This window comes from Ekhidna sp. (assembly GCF_039960695.1).
Lineage (GTDB): Bacteria > Bacteroidota > Bacteroidia > Cytophagales > Cyclobacteriaceae > Ekhidna.
Map to the genome: position 1 here is coordinate 74,278 of NZ_JBDVKP010000013.1, position 17,246 is coordinate 91,523.

The window sequence follows — 17,246 nt, forward strand, 5'->3', positions numbered from 1 at the left end:
TTTAAATGACTCCAACTTTGAATTCATGAGTAGAAAAAAGCTCGGCTTCTGGACCAGCTCATCTTTGGTGGTTGGTAATATGATCGGTTCAGGGATTTTTCTTCTACCTGCTACACTCGCATCTTTCGGTAGTATCAGCTTAATTGGTTGGATTGTATCTGCCTTCGGAGCTGCTGCACTTGCATTTGTATTCATTGAGTTTAGCAAAATGCTGCCAGGAACGTCTGGTGGACCTTATGTCTACTCCAGAAATGGTCTTGGTGATTTAGCTGGCTTTCTGGTGGCCTGGGGATATTGGGTATCTATCTGGTGTGTCAATGCCGCAATAGCCATTGCTCTTGTTAGCTATCTCGGGGTGTTTTTTCCAGTCCTTCAAGATAACAATGTGGTCGCTATTTGTACCGGATTAGCCATCGTTTGGGGTGTTGTTTGGGTAAACACCCTGGGAATCCGAGAAGCTGGAATATTCTCTTTAATCACGAGCATATTGAAGATCACGCCATTGCTAGCTATTGGCATATTCGGCTTATTCTACTTAAAATTTGAGAATTTTAGATCCTTCAATATTAGCGGTGTATCGGATATTCAGGCCATTACTCAGGCAGCTACACTTACTTTTTTTGCTTATATGGGAATTGAATGTGCCACTATTCCATCCGGAGATATAGAAAACCCAAAACGCACAATTCCCCGATCCACTTACTTTGGACTCGGAGTAGTCACAGTGGTTTACATGCTTGGCACCACTTCGCTGATGGGCATTATTCCACCGGAGGAGCTACAATATTCTCAAGCACCTTTTGCGGATGCCGCAGCAATTATTTGGGGGCCATGGGCTGAAAGTCTGGTGGCTATTGGGGCTATTGTTTCTACACTTGGAGCCTTGAATGGCTGGATTTTAGTACAAGGTCAAATCCCAGCTGCTATTTCCAGAGACAAGCTTTTCCCAAAGGTATTTGCCAGAGAAAATAAGAACGGTGTTCCGGCTGTAGGGATTGTTTTGTCCAGCATTCTCATTTCTCTTCTCATGATCATGAATTATGCAAAAGGACTGGTTTCGGCATTCAAGTTTGCATTGCTGCTTTCCAGCATGACAGCTCTAATAGCTTATCTCTTTACTTCAGTGAGTTATGTCATGATTACAGCAAAAAAAGAAGGCATCATACATGGATTCAGATTCAAGGCAATTCTTGCTTCAATCGCATTCTTTTTCTCCATTTGGGCCATCGCAGGCTCAGGTATGGAAATTGTTTATTGGGGATTTCTCCTCTTAATCGGAGGCCTCCCTGTGTTCGTTTGGATGAAGATTAAGAATGACTCTTCAAAGTAGATCCAATGCTAGCTTTGGCTATATGCGAGAGTGACAATGGATAAATAATCATGCTATCCTTACTCTCCATCTCCGAATATTCTATCTTTGCGCGCTTATTTGAAAAGACCTATGAAAAGATTATTTCGAAACTTCACCTTTAATCCAAAAAATGATATTCTTTCAGGGCTTACTGTTGCACTTGCATTGGTGCCTGAAGCTGTAGCGTTTGCATTTGTTGCAGGCATTGATCCGATGGTTGGATTGTATGGAGCTTTCATGATGGGTATTGTCACATCTATGTTTGGTGGTCGACCGGGAATGATCTCTGGTGCTACTGGAGCCATGGCTGTTGTGATGGTACATATGATTCAAAAGGGGAACGAAGTAGGCAATACACTCAGCACACCGATCGATAATCTTGGACTTCAATGGTTGTTTATAACATTGCTTTTTGTGGGAGCCATCCAAATCCTTGCAGGTGTTTTCCGTTTGGGAAAATTTGTTCGACTTATTCCACATTCAGTAATGATGGGATTTGTGAATGGTCTTGCAATTGTTATTTTCCTCTCTCAACTCGGGCTTTTTAAAGAGCGAATCAATGGTGAATATCAGTGGTTGGGTGGCTCAGATTTATACATCATGCTCGGATTGGTCGGCCTTACGATGGCTATCATGTATTTTCTTCCAAAAGTGACCAAGAAACTTCCCGCTGCTCTGGTTGGAATTGTAGTAGTAGCATCCATAACCATTTTTGGTGGAATGGACGTGAGCACCGTTGGTTCATTCATTCGTGAAGGAGGTGGGAATGGATTGGAAGGAAGCTTACCGTCATTCCAAATGCAGATTTTCAGCCTTTTGGATACGCTTGAAGGCCATTGGGGATTAATTATCTCCAGTGCTGTTTTACTAGCGGCTGTAGGTCTTATTGAGTCATTGATGACGTTGAATCTTATCGATGACATGACGGAGACACGAGGCAGTGGTAATCGAGAGTGTGTTGCTCAAGGTGGCGCTAATATCTTAAATGGTCTTTTCGGAGGAATGGGAGGTTGCGCTATGATTGGTCAATCCATCATCAATGTAAGCTCTGGTGGTAGAGGACGTTTGTCCGGGATCACTGCAGCATTGGCTTTACTCTGCTTTATATTATTCGCAGCTCCACTCATTGAGCAAATTCCAATTGCTGCTTTAGTTGGTGTAATGTTCATGGTAGTAATTGGAACGTTTGCATGGAGTAGCTTCCGAATAATCAATAAAATTCCATTGGCAGATGCCATTGTTTTAATAACTGTTTCTGCCATTACCGTATGGCAAGACTTGGCAATCGCAGTGATTGTAGGAGTAATCATGTCCGCACTTGTGTTTGCATGGCAAAATGCGACTAAAATCCGTGCGCGTAAATCAATCAAAGAAGATGGCACTAAAGTGTATGAGATATGGGGACCATTGTTTTTTGGTTCAGTCCAGTCATTCAATTCCAAATTCGATCCAGCCAATGATCCTGAAAGTGTTGAATTAGATTTTTTGGAATCTCGTGTGAGCGATCACTCAGGCATAGAGGCAATTTTTGCATTGGAGAAAAAATATAAAGATTATGGGAAGAAAGTGAAACTTGTACATCTAAGTCCAGAGTGCAAGACGCTGCTTCACAAGGCCAGTCCTGATTTTGAACACATGATCGTATCTTCAATTGATGATCCACGCTACCATGTGGTAACGAATTTATTGGATAAAGAGGTTTAGGTGTAACCCTTGGCGATTCACTCTCGTCCTAAGGTTTTCAAAACCTAATCGCTAACTGATGAAAGCTATTCATTGCGCCACATACGGCTCAGCAGAAAACCTTAAACTAATTGACGTAGCAAAGCCCACTCCAAAGGAAAATGAGGTGTTGATAAAAGTGCATTACAGTGCTGTCAATGACTATGACTGGAGCATGGTTCGAGGCATTCCAGGCTTATACAGACTCCTCTTCGGCTTATTCAAACCCAAGCGTCCCATTCCTGGGATGGAGCTTTCGGGAACTGTAGAATCTATCGGAGAAGGTGTTACTAATTTCAATGTTGGCGATCCGGTCTACGGTGATATTTCTTATCATGGTTTTGGAAGCTTCGCTGAATATATCAGCATCAGTGAAAAAGCGATCGTTAGAAAACCAGACAACCTATCTTTCACAGATGCAGCTGCCTTATCTCATGCTGCTAATCTTGCGTGGCAAGGCTTAGTTGATGTAGGTCAGATCGAAATGGGTATGAAAGTATTGATCAATGGGGCGGGTGGAGGCGTAGGGACTCTGGGTTTGTTTATTGCCAAAACGTACGATGCTGAGGTGACTGGTGTAGACACAGGAGAAAAGCTCAAGACCATGGAGGAAATCGGTTTTGATCACATATTGGATTATAAAAAAACTGACTTCACAAAAAGTAAGGAGAAATACGATCTGATTTTAGACGCAAAAATGACGAGGCCACCTAAATCATATATAAGAGTCCTGTCTCCCAATGGAAAGTACGTGTCCATTGGTGGTGAAATCAAAAACTTACTTCAACTACTATTTGCAAGAAAAGTCAGAAAGAAACCTGTTTACATGGTTGGTCTAAAAGCAAACAAGGATCTTGATAAGATTCATGCACTTTATGAAAAAGGTTTATTAAAACCGGTGGTAGACGGACCATATCCATTGGCAAAAACACCTTGGGCCATTCAACACTTTGGTGAAGGTAAGCACGTAGGAAAAGTGATTATATCAGTAATGGAATAACTAATCCATCGCATTGTAGACTTTTCTCACCATCTCACCTATTTGCGAAGGTTCCAGCCAACGAGTAACTATTACCAGATCATTTTGCTCGTCTACTACTATGAAATTCCCTCCAAAACCCGCAGCATAATACAGGTGACTGGGCAATCCATCCCACGACCGTGGACCCTTATTGAGCCACCACATGTATCCATAACTTTCATAGGCTGAAGCAGACGTTTGAATCATCCGAGTCCATTCTTCTGAAATAAGTTGGTCATTGTTCCATTGGCCTTTTCTGGCAAATAACAACCCAAATCGTGCATGATCTTCGGTACTTATAAAAACACCTCCACCATGATGTCCACCTCCACTCACTACCTGCATTTGCTGGCCATCCAATGTCATCCATGAATTATCATATCCATACCATCTCCAGGTTGTGCTTGCACCAATTGGATCCATGATGCGCTCCTTGAGTACTTGAGGTAAAGGCTTTCGCCAAACATTTAAAAGGGAATATGAAAGCACATTGACGCGAACGTCGTTGTATTTGTAGCTGCTACCAGGCTCTTTGAGCTCTCTATATCTCCAGTCGTCCAACTTTCCTTCACGATCTGGCCTGTCTGCCCAGTCATACAAACCGAAAAGCGCACCTGACCAATCGGAGGTTTGCTGCAGTAAGTGCTCCCAGGTAATCTTTGAATTGTGCTCGCCTTCAAAAGTATCATCCCAAACATAGTCTTTCACTTTGTCTTTAACGGATGAAATTAGTCCATCGTCAACAGCAAGGCCAGCCGTTGTTGAAAGATAACTTTTGGTGACACTAAAGGTCATATCTACGCGTTTGGTGTCTCCCCAAGAAGCCACTATAAAACCATCCTTAATGATCATTCCTGCTGGCCCACCCCGACCTTTGGTAGGTCCCTGCAATTCGTGATACGGTTCTCTACTGAAGCTTTGAAGTATTGCGAGGCGCAAATCTTTTTGTCCTGAATATTCATGATCCATTGCAAATTGGACTGCATCATCTATTCCGGATTGCTTTAAGCCAACTTGTGAAGCAGACTTGCCTTCCCATTGACTTTTGGTAGGATAATATTGAGCGCTGAGTGTTAAAGAAATACTCAGCGCTAAAAATAGGAGTGTTTTTCTTGCCATATTGGCAAGTTAATAAATGGGTGATTAATCCAGTTTTACAGCTGTTCCGCTTGCACTGACCATCATCATACCTCCATCTCTACCCAGTGTTTCATAGTCAAGATCAATGGCAATAACTGCATTGGCACCCAAGGCTTGTGCAGCTTCCATCAATTCCTGAACTGCAATATTCTTTGCGTCCTTAAGTGATTTTTCATAGGCGCCAGACCGACCTCCGACTATATCAGTAATTGACGCAAAAATGTCTTTGAAAATATTAGCACCGATGATAGCTTCACCGGTGACCATTCCATAGTAAGTAGAGATACTTTTTCCCTCTACATTGTTCGTTGTTGTAAGTAGCATATTTATCTAATTATATCAGTGGAAAGCGCCTTCTTTTTATAACGCCGATTCAATAACGGGTAGAGTAGCACCGAGGTTAGGATCAAAAATGTTCCTAAGTAAAATCCTGGGCTCATCTCTTCGCTATCGCCGAAAATAATCAAAGCCAATACAATACCATACACTGGCTCAAGATTTACTACAAGGTTAATTGAGAATGCAGAAAGACGCTTCATGAGTTCAACAGAAATAGAATACGCATATACAGTACAAACAATAGCTAGAACTGATAAATAAAACCAGTCTTCTGGTGTTGGATTCAGCACCAGCGTATCAACAAAGAATCCGGTATAGATTGGAAAAAATAATACTGTAGCAACACATGCACCTACCATTTCATAAAATGTGATGACATACGGATCATAGGTTTTCGTCAACCGACCATTGATTACTGTGAATACTGAAGCGATAAAAGCTGATAGTACCGCTGTAAGTAGACCGGACAAATAGTCAATCTCCACATTGAAGATGACGCCTATGCCTATAAAAGCAATGATGCTAAGTAGTACTTCAAAAGCTCTGATCTTACGTCCTTGTGACAATGGCTCAATTAAGCTTGTCCAAAGTGAGCAAGTGGCCATCCCCGCAAGACATACAGAAGCATTGGAAATGCGTGCGGAGAGGAAGAAGAGAATCCAGTGTGCAGCTATCAAAACTCCTGTTCCCAGTATCACTAAAAAATGCTTTCGGGAGTGGATCACTAAAGAGCGCTTCCAAAACTTCAACACGATCCAAAGTCCAACAGCGGTTATCAGCGTTCTGAAAAAGACAACTTCAACAGATGGAATATTAATGAGTAATCCCAAAATCGCAGTGAATCCCCAAATCAAGACAATGAAATGAAGGGTTAAGAAATCCTTCTTTTCCTGAATCATCGAGGTACTGTTTTGTAAAGCAATGATGCCACGCCTGTAAAAATGATATTTGGCATCCAAATGGCCAAAATCGTATTCATGGAACCTGCTTCAGCTATGGCAGTTGCCAAAATAAACGTGATGATGAATGCAAAAGCGATGACAAAACCCAGAGCAATTTGAAACCCGGTGCCTTGTCGTGATTTTTTTGCAGAGACTATTACCCCTATTGCCATCAGTATGATAACTGTAAATGGAGACATATACCTCACATATTTTTCAATTTCAAAAATATGAACGTCATCTGCTCCTCGTGATTTTTGCAGCTTTATGTGCCTACCCAACTCATCCATTGTCATTGTCTCCCAAATTCGATCTTTATTGCCAAAGTCATTTGGAGTTAAATTCAGCAAGGTGTCAAGCTCGTCCCCTTCAGTGATTATTTCACGCTTATTCTTAATTTCTCTTCTTTGCCATCGTTTCAAAGTCCACCGTCCTGTGGTATCCCAATTGATCTGTCTTGCTGTGATTTTCTCTACCAACTGAGTGCCTTTCACTCTTTCTAAGGTGACAGAAGATCCTACATCCCTTCTTACATCGTATCGATACAGATAAATATAGTCTTCCAAACTATCCTGCTCTGCGATTTTAATATGGATGTGCTTATCAGTATTGTAAAATGGATCCTTGAGGTATTGTAGTTCGAACTCGAGGCGAAATTTATTCGCCTCGGGAATGACATAACTATTGAGGTAAAAACTCGCCGATCCTATTAGCACCGAAGCTATTAGGTAAGGAAACAGCATGCGTTTGAAACTAACACCACTAGCCAGAATTGCAACAATTTCTGTTTTAGCAGCCATCTTGGCCGTTACAAAAACTGTAGCAATAAATACTGTAATAGGTGTAAGAAGACTAGCAATGTATGGAATGAATGAAAGGTAATACTGCCAGATCAACCCAGAGCTTAGTTCATTTTTAATGAAATCGTCGTTCTTTTCCGTATAGTCAATAACGCAAATGATGAGCTCAAGTAATCCCACCACAAAAACAAATGTGATGAGTATTTTTTTCAATATGTACCAGTCGAGCTTTTTCATTTTTCTCGTTGAATCACAAACGTTGGCTTACTTTTTTCACCATTTTTTCTTTCCAACTCGCGAAGTTATCATTTATGATTTGCTTTCGGGCTTCCCCTACCAGCCAGAGGTAAAATGTAAGATTTTGGATGCTTGCAATTTGTGCGCCAAGAATTTCATTACTTGTAATTAAATGCCTCAAATATCCCTTGGTGTAGAAAGCACTCGAATATCCACCTAATTCATCATCTATGGGAGTGAAATCATCTTTCCACTTTTCGTTTCGAATATTGATTATTCCCTGAGTGGTGAAAAGCATTCCATTTCTGGCATTTCTGGTTGGCATAACACAGTCAAACATATCAACTCCAAGTGCAATACATTCTAAAATATTAGCTGGAGTTCCAACGCCCATCAAGTATCTCGGTTTATCCTTCGGTAAGATGCCGCACACATGATCTGTCATGGCATACATATCCTCCGCTGGTTCGCCTACAGACAATCCTCCAATCGCATTCCCTTCACGATCCTTGCTGGCTATGTATTCTGCCGATTGTGTACGGAGGTCTTTATAAACACTTCCCTGTATAATTGGGAATAGCGTTTGATCAAACCCGTATTTACCTTCTGTTTCATCAAATCGATTCACACAACGATCGAGCCATCTGTGGGTCATGTGCATAGATTTTTCCGCGTAATCGTATGCACATGGATATGGCGTACATTCGTCAAAAGCCATCACGATATCTGCTCCAATGATACGCTGAATATCCATGATACCTTCAGGTGTAAAAAAGTGTCGACTTCCATCTTTGTGTGATTGGAAATGAACACCTTCCTCAACAATTTTTCGGTTATCGGCCAATGAATACACCTGGTAACCGCCGCTATCCGTCAGGATCGGACGATCCCAGCCATTGAATTTATGCAATCCTCCTGCCTGCTCTACAATATCAAGGCCCGGTCTCATGTAGAGATGATATGTATTGCCTAAAATGATTTGTGCCTTAATATCATCTTTAAGCTCTCGCTGATGAACCGCCTTTACAGTGCCTGCCGTGCCTACTGGCATAAATATAGGAGTCTGAATCTCTCCATGTGCCGTTTTTACAATACCAGCTCTTGCCGCAGACTTGCTATCAGTATTTTGTAATTCAAATTGCATTGGGACGCAAAAATAAGTTTAAAACAGCTGGTTGTGCGGTAAATCAAAATGGTATTCCTATTGCCAAATGGATTTATTTACTTCACCAAATGATTTTTATTGTTTCGTGTGTATTTGGTTTTATCCATCTGGGTATTACGCTTTTCCTTGCACTTGCATTCAGAAGGTATCAATCAGGTGCCAGCCGAAAGCCAAATTCAATCAGCGTCGTGATAGCAGCTCGAAACGAAGAGTTCAATCTTAAACAACTTGTCCCTCTCTTACTTGAACAGGATTTTGTAGACTTTGAGATAATTATTGCTCTGGATAGATGCACAGACCTAAGTAAAGCCTATTTAGAAAGTCTCAATAACCCGAAAATTAAAATCATAGAAATCCAAACAGTAGATGTGAATTGGAATCCAAAGAAATTTGCGTTGAATGAAGCAATAACCAAGACAAAAGGTGATTGGTTGGTCTTCACAGATGCTGATTGCGCTCCCGCTACCAAGAACTGGCTCAACTCAATAAGTCATCACATGATCGACCATAAGAACATCATAATCGGAATTTCGCCTTACCGGGTAAACGGCTCACTCCTTTCCAATTTTATTCGATTTGAATCATTCATGACTGCTTTCATGTATATATCAAGAGCTCTAAGAGGAAAACCATACATGGCTGTCGGTAGGAATATGGCGGTAAGAAAATCCTTTTTTAAAAACTCTGGAGGATATGAAGCTATTAAATCTATTGTTGGTGGTGATGATGATCTATTTATTCAACGCAATGCAACCAAAGACAACACCCAGGTTATGCTAGGTGTCGATAACCTTGTCTTCACAATGCCTCATACTAATTGGAAAGCGTATTGGAATCAGAAAATCAGGCATTTATCAGTTGGGGCAAACTATAAGTTTTCAGATCAACTTTTTCTTGGTTTTTCACATATTAGTCATTTACTATTTTTAGTAATGATTATTTTTTCCGCCGCTCACTCTTTTTTCTTTCCGATGCTCCTTTTTTACCTATTTATTAAATTAGTGAGTTATAGATTTGCTGCGGGTAAAATGGGAATCAATATCAACTATATATTGCTTCCGCTCGTTGACATCTTATACGCAGTGTTAATTCCTGTAATTGCATTGTGGTCAAAACTCGAAAAGGACATTAAATGGAAGAACTAAATCGTCAGTTTTCTGATAAAGCTCTGCGGGACTTTAAGCTTATAGATCTTGCTACAGAGGGTGAAGATCAAGCGGCTTATGCAGAGTTGATGCAGCGCTACAAAAAGCCAGTGTATCACATGATCTTAAAAATGGTTAGAAATGTAGACGATGCTGAAGACCTTACCATTGAAGCATTTGCTAAAGCGTTTAAAAACCTAAGCAGGTTTAAGAAGGATTACACTTTTAGCACGTGGCTTTTCCGGATTGCTACAAACAATGCTATTGACTTCATTAGAAAGAAAAAATTAAACACCTTTAGTCTCAACAGCACATTTACTGATGATAGCGGGGAATCAGTGAATATTGATGTGCAGGACAAAAACCTGACACCTGACGAGGAGACCATCAAGGATCAAAAAATAGAGTTGGTTCGAATGTTCGTAGATAAGTTGCCAGCTAAATACCAACGCCTTGTTAAGTTGCGATACTTTGATGAGCTCTCATATGATGAAATTGCTAAAGAACTAGAAGCACCTCTCGGTACTGTGAAAGCCCAGCTTCACAGAGCGAGAGAACTAATGTACGAGCTTGTTAAGGATAAAAAGAAACATATCTAATCCTTGATCTTTCATTCTTATCTTGCCATTCGCATTTATTTTGGAATCTTTGTAGCATAATTATTTAAGCTGAAAGTAATTCAGCTAAAACCCAATTCTAGCGAAATCAAAATCATTCATAAATATTTTCCTGATCTAGACAGTAATCAGATCGAACAGTTTAAACAGCTTCAAGAGTTGTATGTGGAGTGGAATGCAAAAATCAATGTCGTCAGTAGAAAGGACATAGATCAACTCTACGAACGTCATGTGTTGCATAGTCTGGCCATTGCTCAGTTTATTTCTTTTGCTCCAGAATCCCAAATTCTCGACGTAGGTACCGGAGGTGGTTTTCCAGGCATTCCTCTAGCTATCTGGTATCCTGAGTGCGGCTTTCATTTGGTAGATTCTGTTGGGAAAAAAATTACAGTTGTGAAAGAAGTAGCGAATGCCATTGACCTTAAAAACCTTACTGCGGAGCATCAACGAATGGAAAAAGTAACTGGCAAGTTTGATTTCATAGTTTCAAGAGCTGTAGCTCAGACCAAACAGCTGTTTATCTGGGCGCACCAGAAAGTAAGCCAGGAGCAACGAAATGAACTAGACAATGGCATGATCTTTCTAAAAGGTGGCGACCTTACTCAGGAAATGAAAGAGTTTGGCCGCCGATATATCGAGAAAGACCTTTCAGATTACTTCACTGAGGAGTTCTTCGAAACAAAGAAAATTATTTATGTGCCGGTACATTAAGGAAAAAACTTTTTCATATTGAAAAAAGGAGTTTCTTAATTTTCCCAGACATTGGTACTAAAAGTATAGTCTGAAACTCCACTCAGATTTAGTGCTTTAGTACCGCAAACCCAGCCATGCAAATCATAAAAAGTATGAAGAGAGAAATTGTTCATTTTGTATTGAATATCTGTTTGATGACTGAATTTAAAATACAAGCCAAAAAAAAACCCTTCCAAATGGAAGGGTTTTTAGTTTCTTATCTAAGGTATACTTAGAATGCGAAAGCTATACCAGCGTTGATCACTAGTTGACCATCACCAGGTGTAGCATATTTAACTTGTCCGTTAGCGAATAGGTTATCGCTAAGTGGGTACATAATACCAGCACCAATGTTTAGTCCACCTTCAGTAGTAGAAGCAGAAAATCCGCCTGATTCAGCCTTAGCTTTCACTGAAGAAAAACCAGCAAGACCGTAAACACCGCTATCACCGAAGTAATATCTTGCATCTACGTTAATTGCGCTAAGAGAAAAATCAACACCACCTACAGAGCTCTTGAAGAAGAACGTGTAGCTAGGCGCTAGGCTAATAACATCAGTAATAAGGTACTCACCACCAACATTGATTCCAAGTCCAAGTTTCTCTGAACCGTCATCATCAACACCAGCTTTTGTTCCGATAGCAAGTCCGGCACCAACTCTGATGTCACCTTGCTCTTGTGCGTTTGCAGAGAATCCGAAAAGTACGAATGCAGCAAACAATGAAAGGATAGTAAATTTTTTCATAGGATTAATAAATAATTTGGTTGTACAATGGGTGCAATATAGGCATACCTAGCGAAGTATGAAATACCACCATGTGGGTATTTTATCCGCTTATGTAATTATCCAAATACGTGCCTCATTATCAATTAGATAGCTTTTCAATAAAAAACCTATGCTTTTATATTTTTTTACCTTGTCATTAGATGACCTATATTTAATAGGATTTATAAAACTCACTAAACACAACTTAGATTATGAAACTCAAGATTTTACTAATTTTTATAGCTTTTTCATGTATGTCATTCATTTCAGTCGCTCAAAGTCAGGGAGACGTTAGAGCCGGTGCTGGCTTAGGATTTGGTGCAGGTCCGTTTGGCGGTGATGGTACCATTGGATTTGGGGCAAATATTGAATACCTATTCAAAAGTGAAATGTCTGGCTCCCTGGAGTACTATTCATACACTAAAGATAGTTTTACAACAAATGTGCTTGGCATTGATTATCGTTACTATTTTGTAACAGGGTCTACTCAAGTGTACGGAACAGCCGGTCTTTCCAGCCTTGGCGGTGATGTGGATAGCACCCTTGGCATTAGCTTAGGAGCTGGAGCCATCTTCCCAATGACTAGTAATATTGGAATCTCGTCGGCACTCAATTATAATATGGCTAAACCAGATGGTGCAAATGATCCGTTTGGCTTCACTTTAAAAGCTGGTGTGCTATACACCTTTTAAGTAAAAAAATGTCACTAGAGCCTTGGTTGAACGATCAAGGCTTTTTTATTTCTACTAAAAACTGTCTTTGATGAAAAGAAAAAAGATAGCAGTCTTAACAGGAGCGGGAATTAGCGCCGAAAGTGGATTAAAGACGTTCAGGGATTCTGGAGGGCTATGGGAAGGCCATGATGTAACTAAGGTTGCTACACCAGAAGCCTGGGCTAGTGATCGTGCTTTAGTCCTTGATTTCTACAATCAAAGACGAAAGCAAGCGCAAGAAGTCAAACCCAACCAAGGACACTATGCACTTGCCGATCTGGAAAAATATTTTGAGGTCGTAATCATCACACAAAACATTGATGCATTACATGAAAAATCGGGAAGTACTCAAGTATTGCATCTTCATGGAGAAATAAGCAAGGTCAGAAGCACATTAGATCATGAATTAGTATATGAGTTGGAAGGTTGGGAACTTAAGGAGGGAGATAAATGTGCGAAAGGCTCACAACTGCGTCCACACATTGTTTGGTTTGGTGAAGCGGTACCAATGATGGAGCCAGCTATGCAAGAAGTCTTATCTGCCGACATTTTTATAGTAGCAGGAACATCCTTAGTTGTGTATCCCGCGGCTGGCCTTATTGACTTTATAAGTCCGGAAATACCTAAATTCATTGTAGATCCTAAACTACCTGCAATAGCTGATGATACCAATTTTCATCTATTTGAGGAAGCTGCAAGCACCGGATTGCCAAAAGTGAAAGAATACCTAATTGAAAATTACCTATGAGTAAGAATACCTTGGAAAAATTCTATAAGGCTTTTCAAGCCCATGATGCTAGAATAATGGCTGAATGCTATCACAAAGAAGTGGTATTTAATGATCCCGCATTTCAAAACTTGAATTGGAAAGAAGTAACTGCCATGTGGGCAATGCTGATTGAACGATCAAAAGGTAACCTTGAGATCACATACGATTCTGTCATGGGCGATGAAGAAATGGCGCAGTGTATTTGGGAGGCAGATTATGAATTTTCAAAAACCGGCAACACGGTTCACAACATTATTCATGCTACTATGGAATTCAAAGATGGCTTGATTATTAAACACACTGATCATTTTAATTTTTGGAGATGGTCCAAAATGGCGCTTGGGCTGCCTGGTGCTCTACTAGGCTGGACACCTATCCTTAAAGGCAAGGTTCGTAAAATGGCCCGAAAATCACTAGATAAATATATGGAGGAGAATTAATCTTCCTCCATCAATACTTTCAGGAGTTTCTTATTCTTGCTTTCACTCAGACCCAACCAATCCAGTGTGGATTGGTAAAATATATTATCCAGGTCTTTTTGCGGCAGATCCATTTCAGTTATGAACTGACCAATTTCTAAATCCCCAAGCGGGAATGGATAATCTGATCCTAGACATACCTTCTCCGACCCTATCAAATCAATAACATACTTGAGGTAAGTCGAATCATGAGTAATGCTATCTACCCAAAATTTACCCAAGTATTCTCGTGGATTTACATCGTTGTGAACAGCTACCAAATCCGGCCGACAATTGAAACCGTGCTCCAATCGACCGATTGTTGCCAGCAAAGATCCACCCGAATGAGCAAAGCAAACTCTCAACTTTGGGTACCTTTCAAAAACTCCCCCAAAAATCATAGATGCAGCTGCTCGTGCCGTTTCTGCTGGCATGCCGACTAGCCAAGGCAACCAATACTTTTCCATGTACTCTTTACCCATCATCTCCCAAGGATGAACCAATATGGCCATTCCTAAACTTTCACATGCTTCAAAAAATTCGAAGAAACGTGGTTTGCTTAGGTTGTGATTATTGATATTAGATCCAATCTGAACACCGGGAATTCCCAGCTTCTTAAGTCGTTCTAGTTCTTTAACTGCCAATTCCGGATCCTGCATAGGTACAGTCCCGAGTCCGATGTAGTGTTTTGGATTTTCATCTACAACTTGAGCAATATGATCATTTAAATACATGGAAAGATCAAGGCAATCATGTGCATCTGCCCAATAACTAAACATGACCGGAATAGTGCATACTACTTGCACTTGGGTATCAAACTTCTTGTACTCCTCTATTCTCCTTTTTTCATCCCAGCAATTTGACTGTATCTCTCTGAAAAACTTATCACCTTTCATCATCCTAGCGGCCTCTGGCTTGTGATGAAGCAGATGGATGAAATCTCCATAACCAAATTTTTCAGCAAAATTTGGAATACTGTGAGGAAGGATATGCGTATGCATATCAATTTTCAAACTTGTTTGACTTGCCATCTTACAAAGGTAAAAAGAAAATCACCTATTGGCTATCACAATGTTCTCCTATCATATCGTCCGCTTGCTTCATTCCAAGTCGGCTTGCCTTTTGAAGATATTGACAGGATTTTTCTGGTTCTTTCATGTTTAAATAAGCCATCGCCGCATTAAACCATACATTTTCATAACCAGCGTCTAGTGATAAATATTGCTCATAAAATCCAATTGCCTCCTTGTATTTTTTCTCGTGAAATAACGAGTTGCCTATTAAATAAAAAGCTTCCATACGTGTTGAGTTGAGCTGTAATGCTTTAATAAAATCCTGTCGTGCTTGACCATACGCCCCGGTTCTTAATAGCGCTTTACCACGATTGATATAAGCCAGGTCATCTTCTGGGTTAGCTTCTATAGCTTTAGTGTGATACATGGCCGCTAAATCAAACTCTCCACTCTCATAGGCATTGGCGCCTACTAAGTTGAGCATCGGAGTAAATTCTTGATTGGTCAATAATGACATTGGAAGCTGAGCTTCCTCATCTAAAATAGCCAAATTATACCAGGCGTGATAGTTTGATGAATCTAAGCGAATAGCTTCTTTCAAGTCTTTGATGGCGTCCGCTTCTCTACCCATTTTCACATATAGTTGGGATCTGTTTACAAAGCAGTCGGCCAGGGAATCGTACGCAAAAGCTTGTGAAAAATCACTTAGAGCTGCATTCCAATTGCCCATTTTTTGATAAGCCATCCCTCGATATTGATGAACTCGACTAATCATTGATTGAAGGGTTGTTAAAAAGGTGCCTTTAGATCCGAAAGGATCATTACCATAATAGATGGCTCGAGTTTCAGACCCACTTTGATTTTCTATCACATATGTAAAATCCTTGATCGCTTGATCCGTACTTGCTGAGTTGTAATAAATGACTCCTTTTTGAAAGTAAGCCTCCAGATTGCTGGGATCTTTTTGAATGACGGCTTCATAATCGGCTAAGGCTCTAAGGCTTTTGTTCTGAGCTTCATGAATCATTGCACTCAAAAAATAGTCATCAGCGTCAGGCTTTCGAGTAAGGTTTTTATCAATAAAAAAACGTGCCGAGTCTAAATCATTTTCATTGAACTTGGCTCTTGCCTGATCATGATAGTCTTGTGAAAAAACTTCAAATGCTCCACATATTAATAGGAATGAGATAAGAGCTTTCATAAGGTTGTAGGATTTTCAAAGAAATGAACGAACCTTAGCTCTTTTAGGTTATAACACGCGCTGAATTTGCATGCTGCTCTCTTTGCACAAATGTTCGAACTTTCCGCCTTCTAATTTGTAAAAACTAATTGCCATGACTAGAAAAAGTCCGGTACCTTCTGGGATAATTCTATTATCAATGGAGATCATTCCAGTCATTGGCTCTGTAGGAATCTTAAGTAATGGTAACATGGAACTTTCGTACGTTCCATACTTTCCATGCAGATCTTTATTTAGTGGCTTATAGCCACCAGCTTTTTGATCAAACTGATAATCTGACAGGGCGATTAAACGAGCTGTGATTTTAAAATTTGTGACTCCATTCGGGCTTTTGAAAGTTTTTTCAGGTATAAATGCCGGAAAATGAAGAATTACTTGTCCCCTCTGAGATCCTGGCTTCACAAAATATTTAGCTCCAAATATTTTTTCGTATGGTGCTTTTGAGTTGAATTCAAAGCCATTCAGTAAATGACCGTGCTTGCTTAAAAACAAAGGCCGAGTACCGGTCTTCCCTTCTTCCATTTTGGCAAGGTTTCGAAACTGAGCAGTCAATTTTCCTGAAACGTATGTTTCGCAAATCTCTGACATTCCTGTAGACAATGACTGGCGCAATGTTTTTGCCATCATTGACGCTACCCCAAATTCTTTCTGATTATTTCTAAGCTCTTTGTATGATGCTTTCGTCTTGATTTGCCTGGCTGTTGGCCCTCCCTTTTTTGCGATGATTTCGCGATCTATTCCCTTCAATTTATATCTTCTGTACCCTTTTGGGATTTCTATATCCATTGGAGTTCGAGGTGAATCTTTCATTTTGCTGGCTTAGGTTTTCAGGTTGATTGCTCTGATTTTGGTTAAGGGCTGATGAAGATAGTAAATTGACCCGTAACAACAAAATTTCAGATTCACCAATAACTTAACGAATCCAAATGCTAACCATTGAATACTACCTACTTATGAAAATGGCCTACATAAAATTTCTTACAACGAATTTGTAATATGATTTTTTTAGCGATCTGTCGTTGTGTAGTTTCGATTCTGTTATGCTTAGAAAACTGCTTTTGGCTATGATCATACTCA

Annotated in this window: 18 protein-coding genes; 9 read left to right on the top strand and 9 right to left on the bottom strand. The window is 40.2% G+C overall.

Annotated elements, in window-relative coordinates; genetic code table 11:
- The first annotated feature begins 25 nt into the window (after window positions 1–25).
- The 3 genes from ABJG98_RS09015 (at window position 26) to ABJG98_RS09025 (ending at window position 4,073) form a co-directional block, all read left to right on the top strand.
- A complete protein-coding gene (locus ABJG98_RS09015; RefSeq protein ID WP_348279176.1) occupies window positions 26–1,330 on the top strand; it encodes an amino acid permease in 1,305 nt (434 codons plus the stop codon).
- Between the two features lie 111 nt (window positions 1,331–1,441).
- Complete coding sequence (locus ABJG98_RS09020; protein ID WP_348279177.1) at window positions 1,442–3,055, top strand: SulP family inorganic anion transporter; 1,614 nt, start codon at window positions 1,442–1,444, stop codon at window positions 3,053–3,055.
- Window positions 3,056–3,113: 58 nt separating this feature from the next.
- Window positions 3,114–4,073 carry an NAD(P)-dependent alcohol dehydrogenase gene (locus ABJG98_RS09025; RefSeq protein ID WP_348279178.1) on the top strand — a complete coding sequence of 320 codons (960 nt, stop codon included), beginning with the start codon at window positions 3,114–3,116 and terminating at the stop codon, window positions 4,071–4,073.
- On the opposite strand, the gene ABJG98_RS09030 is transcribed toward ABJG98_RS09025, so the two are convergent.
- The 5 genes from ABJG98_RS09030 to tgt are packed head-to-tail and all read right to left on the bottom strand — an operon-like array spanning window position 4,074 to window position 8,695.
- Entirely contained in the window at window positions 4,074–5,213 is a 1,140-nt protein-coding gene (locus ABJG98_RS09030; protein WP_348279179.1) for a serine hydrolase, read from the bottom strand.
- 24 nt (window positions 5,214–5,237) lie between these two features.
- Complete coding sequence (locus tag ABJG98_RS09035) at window positions 5,238–5,558, bottom strand: heavy metal-binding domain-containing protein (RefSeq protein ID WP_348279180.1); 321 nt, start codon at window positions 5,556–5,558, stop codon at window positions 5,238–5,240.
- Between the two features lie 2 nt (window positions 5,559–5,560).
- Window positions 5,561–6,472, bottom strand: a complete 912-nt coding sequence (locus tag ABJG98_RS09040; RefSeq protein ID WP_348279181.1) for a DMT family transporter — start codon at window positions 6,470–6,472, stop codon at window positions 5,561–5,563.
- Window positions 6,469–7,551 (bottom strand): LptF/LptG family permease, encoded by a 1,083-nt coding sequence (locus ABJG98_RS09045; RefSeq protein WP_348279182.1) that lies wholly within the window; start codon window positions 7,549–7,551, stop codon window positions 6,469–6,471. Before ABJG98_RS09045 ends, ABJG98_RS09040 begins: the two co-directional genes overlap by 4 nt.
- 13 nt (window positions 7,552–7,564) lie before the next feature.
- Entirely contained in the window at window positions 7,565–8,695 is a 1,131-nt protein-coding gene (gene tgt / locus ABJG98_RS09050; protein ID WP_348279183.1) for a tRNA guanosine(34) transglycosylase Tgt, read from the bottom strand.
- Here tgt and ABJG98_RS09055 point away from each other — a divergent pair.
- The 3 genes from ABJG98_RS09055 to rsmG all read left to right on the top strand — a co-directional run bounded on the left by ABJG98_RS09055 (window position 8,695) and on the right by rsmG (window position 11,189).
- Window positions 8,695–9,861 (top strand): glycosyltransferase, encoded by a 1,167-nt coding sequence (locus ABJG98_RS09055; protein ID WP_348279184.1) that lies wholly within the window; start codon window positions 8,695–8,697, stop codon window positions 9,859–9,861. The two genes, tgt and ABJG98_RS09055, sit on opposite strands and share 1 nt — an antisense overlap.
- On the top strand, window positions 9,849–10,460 hold the full coding sequence (locus tag ABJG98_RS09060; RefSeq protein WP_348279185.1) for a sigma-70 family RNA polymerase sigma factor: 612 nt from the start codon (window positions 9,849–9,851) through the stop codon (window positions 10,458–10,460). The genes ABJG98_RS09055 and ABJG98_RS09060 overlap by 13 nt, the downstream gene beginning before the upstream one ends.
- Window positions 10,461–10,610: 150 nt before the next feature.
- The gene (gene rsmG / locus ABJG98_RS09065; protein ID WP_348279271.1) at window positions 10,611–11,189 is read left to right on the top strand and encodes a 16S rRNA (guanine(527)-N(7))-methyltransferase RsmG; all 579 of its coding nucleotides are present in this window, start codon (window positions 10,611–10,613) and stop codon (window positions 11,187–11,189) included.
- Between the two features lie 253 nt (window positions 11,190–11,442).
- On the opposite strand, the gene ABJG98_RS09070 is transcribed toward rsmG, so the two are convergent.
- Window positions 11,443–11,955 (bottom strand): outer membrane beta-barrel protein, encoded by a 513-nt coding sequence (locus tag ABJG98_RS09070; protein ID WP_348279186.1) that lies wholly within the window; start codon window positions 11,953–11,955, stop codon window positions 11,443–11,445.
- Between the two features lie 233 nt (window positions 11,956–12,188).
- On the opposite strand from ABJG98_RS09070, the gene ABJG98_RS09075 reads away from it, so the two are divergent.
- The 3 genes from ABJG98_RS09075 to ABJG98_RS09085 all read left to right on the top strand — a co-directional run bounded on the left by ABJG98_RS09075 (window position 12,189) and on the right by ABJG98_RS09085 (window position 13,898).
- Window positions 12,189–12,668 (top strand): hypothetical protein, encoded by a 480-nt coding sequence (locus ABJG98_RS09075; RefSeq protein WP_348279187.1) that lies wholly within the window; start codon window positions 12,189–12,191, stop codon window positions 12,666–12,668.
- A gap of 70 nt (window positions 12,669–12,738) precedes the next feature.
- Window positions 12,739–13,437: an NAD-dependent deacylase gene (locus ABJG98_RS09080; RefSeq protein ID WP_348279188.1), complete on the top strand. Its 699-nt coding sequence runs from the start codon at window positions 12,739–12,741 to the stop codon at window positions 13,435–13,437.
- Window positions 13,434–13,898, top strand: coding sequence for a nuclear transport factor 2 family protein (locus tag ABJG98_RS09085; RefSeq protein WP_348279189.1), 465 nt, complete (start codon window positions 13,434–13,436; stop codon window positions 13,896–13,898). The genes ABJG98_RS09080 and ABJG98_RS09085 overlap by 4 nt, the downstream gene beginning before the upstream one ends.
- On the opposite strand, the gene ABJG98_RS09090 is transcribed toward ABJG98_RS09085, so the two are convergent.
- The 3 genes from ABJG98_RS09090 to ABJG98_RS09100 are packed head-to-tail and all read right to left on the bottom strand — an operon-like array spanning window position 13,895 to window position 16,979.
- Window positions 13,895–14,947 (bottom strand): amidohydrolase family protein, encoded by a 1,053-nt coding sequence (locus ABJG98_RS09090; RefSeq protein WP_348279190.1) that lies wholly within the window; start codon window positions 14,945–14,947, stop codon window positions 13,895–13,897. The two genes, ABJG98_RS09085 and ABJG98_RS09090, sit on opposite strands and share 4 nt — an antisense overlap.
- 25 nt (window positions 14,948–14,972) lie before the next feature.
- On the bottom strand, window positions 14,973–16,130 hold the full coding sequence (locus tag ABJG98_RS09095; protein WP_348279191.1) for a tetratricopeptide repeat protein: 1,158 nt from the start codon (window positions 16,128–16,130) through the stop codon (window positions 14,973–14,975).
- Window positions 16,131–16,178: 48 nt separating this feature from the next.
- A complete protein-coding gene (locus ABJG98_RS09100) occupies window positions 16,179–16,979 on the bottom strand; it encodes a hypothetical protein (protein ID WP_348279192.1) in 801 nt (266 codons plus the stop codon).
- Window positions 16,980–17,246 lie beyond the last annotated feature (267 nt).

Coding starts and splice junctions, on each gene's coding strand:
- ABJG98_RS09075 (WP_348279187.1), top strand. CDS start 12,189: ATGAAACTCAAGATTTTACTAATTTTTATAGCTTTTTCATGTATGTCA.
- ABJG98_RS09085 (WP_348279189.1), top strand. CDS start 13,434: ATGAGTAAGAATACCTTGGAAAAATTCTATAAGGCTTTTCAAGCCCAT.
- ABJG98_RS09045 (WP_348279182.1), bottom strand. CDS start 7,551: ATGAAAAAGCTCGACTGGTACATATTGAAAAAAATACTCATCACATTT.
- ABJG98_RS09015 (WP_348279176.1), top strand. CDS start 26: ATGAGTAGAAAAAAGCTCGGCTTCTGGACCAGCTCATCTTTGGTGGTT.
- ABJG98_RS09080 (WP_348279188.1), top strand. CDS start 12,739: ATGAAAAGAAAAAAGATAGCAGTCTTAACAGGAGCGGGAATTAGCGCC.
- ABJG98_RS09070 (WP_348279186.1), bottom strand. CDS start 11,955: ATGAAAAAATTTACTATCCTTTCATTGTTTGCTGCATTCGTACTTTTC.
- ABJG98_RS09095 (WP_348279191.1), bottom strand. CDS start 16,130: ATGAAAGCTCTTATCTCATTCCTATTAATATGTGGAGCATTTGAAGTT.
- tgt (WP_348279183.1), bottom strand. CDS start 8,695: ATGCAATTTGAATTACAAAATACTGATAGCAAGTCTGCGGCAAGAGCT.
- ABJG98_RS09030 (WP_348279179.1), bottom strand. CDS start 5,213: ATGGCAAGAAAAACACTCCTATTTTTAGCGCTGAGTATTTCTTTAACA.
- ABJG98_RS09040 (WP_348279181.1), bottom strand. CDS start 6,472: ATGATTCAGGAAAAGAAGGATTTCTTAACCCTTCATTTCATTGTCTTG.
- ABJG98_RS09100 (WP_348279192.1), bottom strand. CDS start 16,979: ATGAAAGATTCACCTCGAACTCCAATGGATATAGAAATCCCAAAAGGG.
- ABJG98_RS09060 (WP_348279185.1), top strand. CDS start 9,849: ATGGAAGAACTAAATCGTCAGTTTTCTGATAAAGCTCTGCGGGACTTT.
- ABJG98_RS09025 (WP_348279178.1), top strand. CDS start 3,114: ATGAAAGCTATTCATTGCGCCACATACGGCTCAGCAGAAAACCTTAAA.
- ABJG98_RS09020 (WP_348279177.1), top strand. CDS start 1,442: ATGAAAAGATTATTTCGAAACTTCACCTTTAATCCAAAAAATGATATT.
- ABJG98_RS09035 (WP_348279180.1), bottom strand. CDS start 5,558: ATGCTACTTACAACAACGAACAATGTAGAGGGAAAAAGTATCTCTACT.
- ABJG98_RS09090 (WP_348279190.1), bottom strand. CDS start 14,947: ATGGCAAGTCAAACAAGTTTGAAAATTGATATGCATACGCATATCCTT.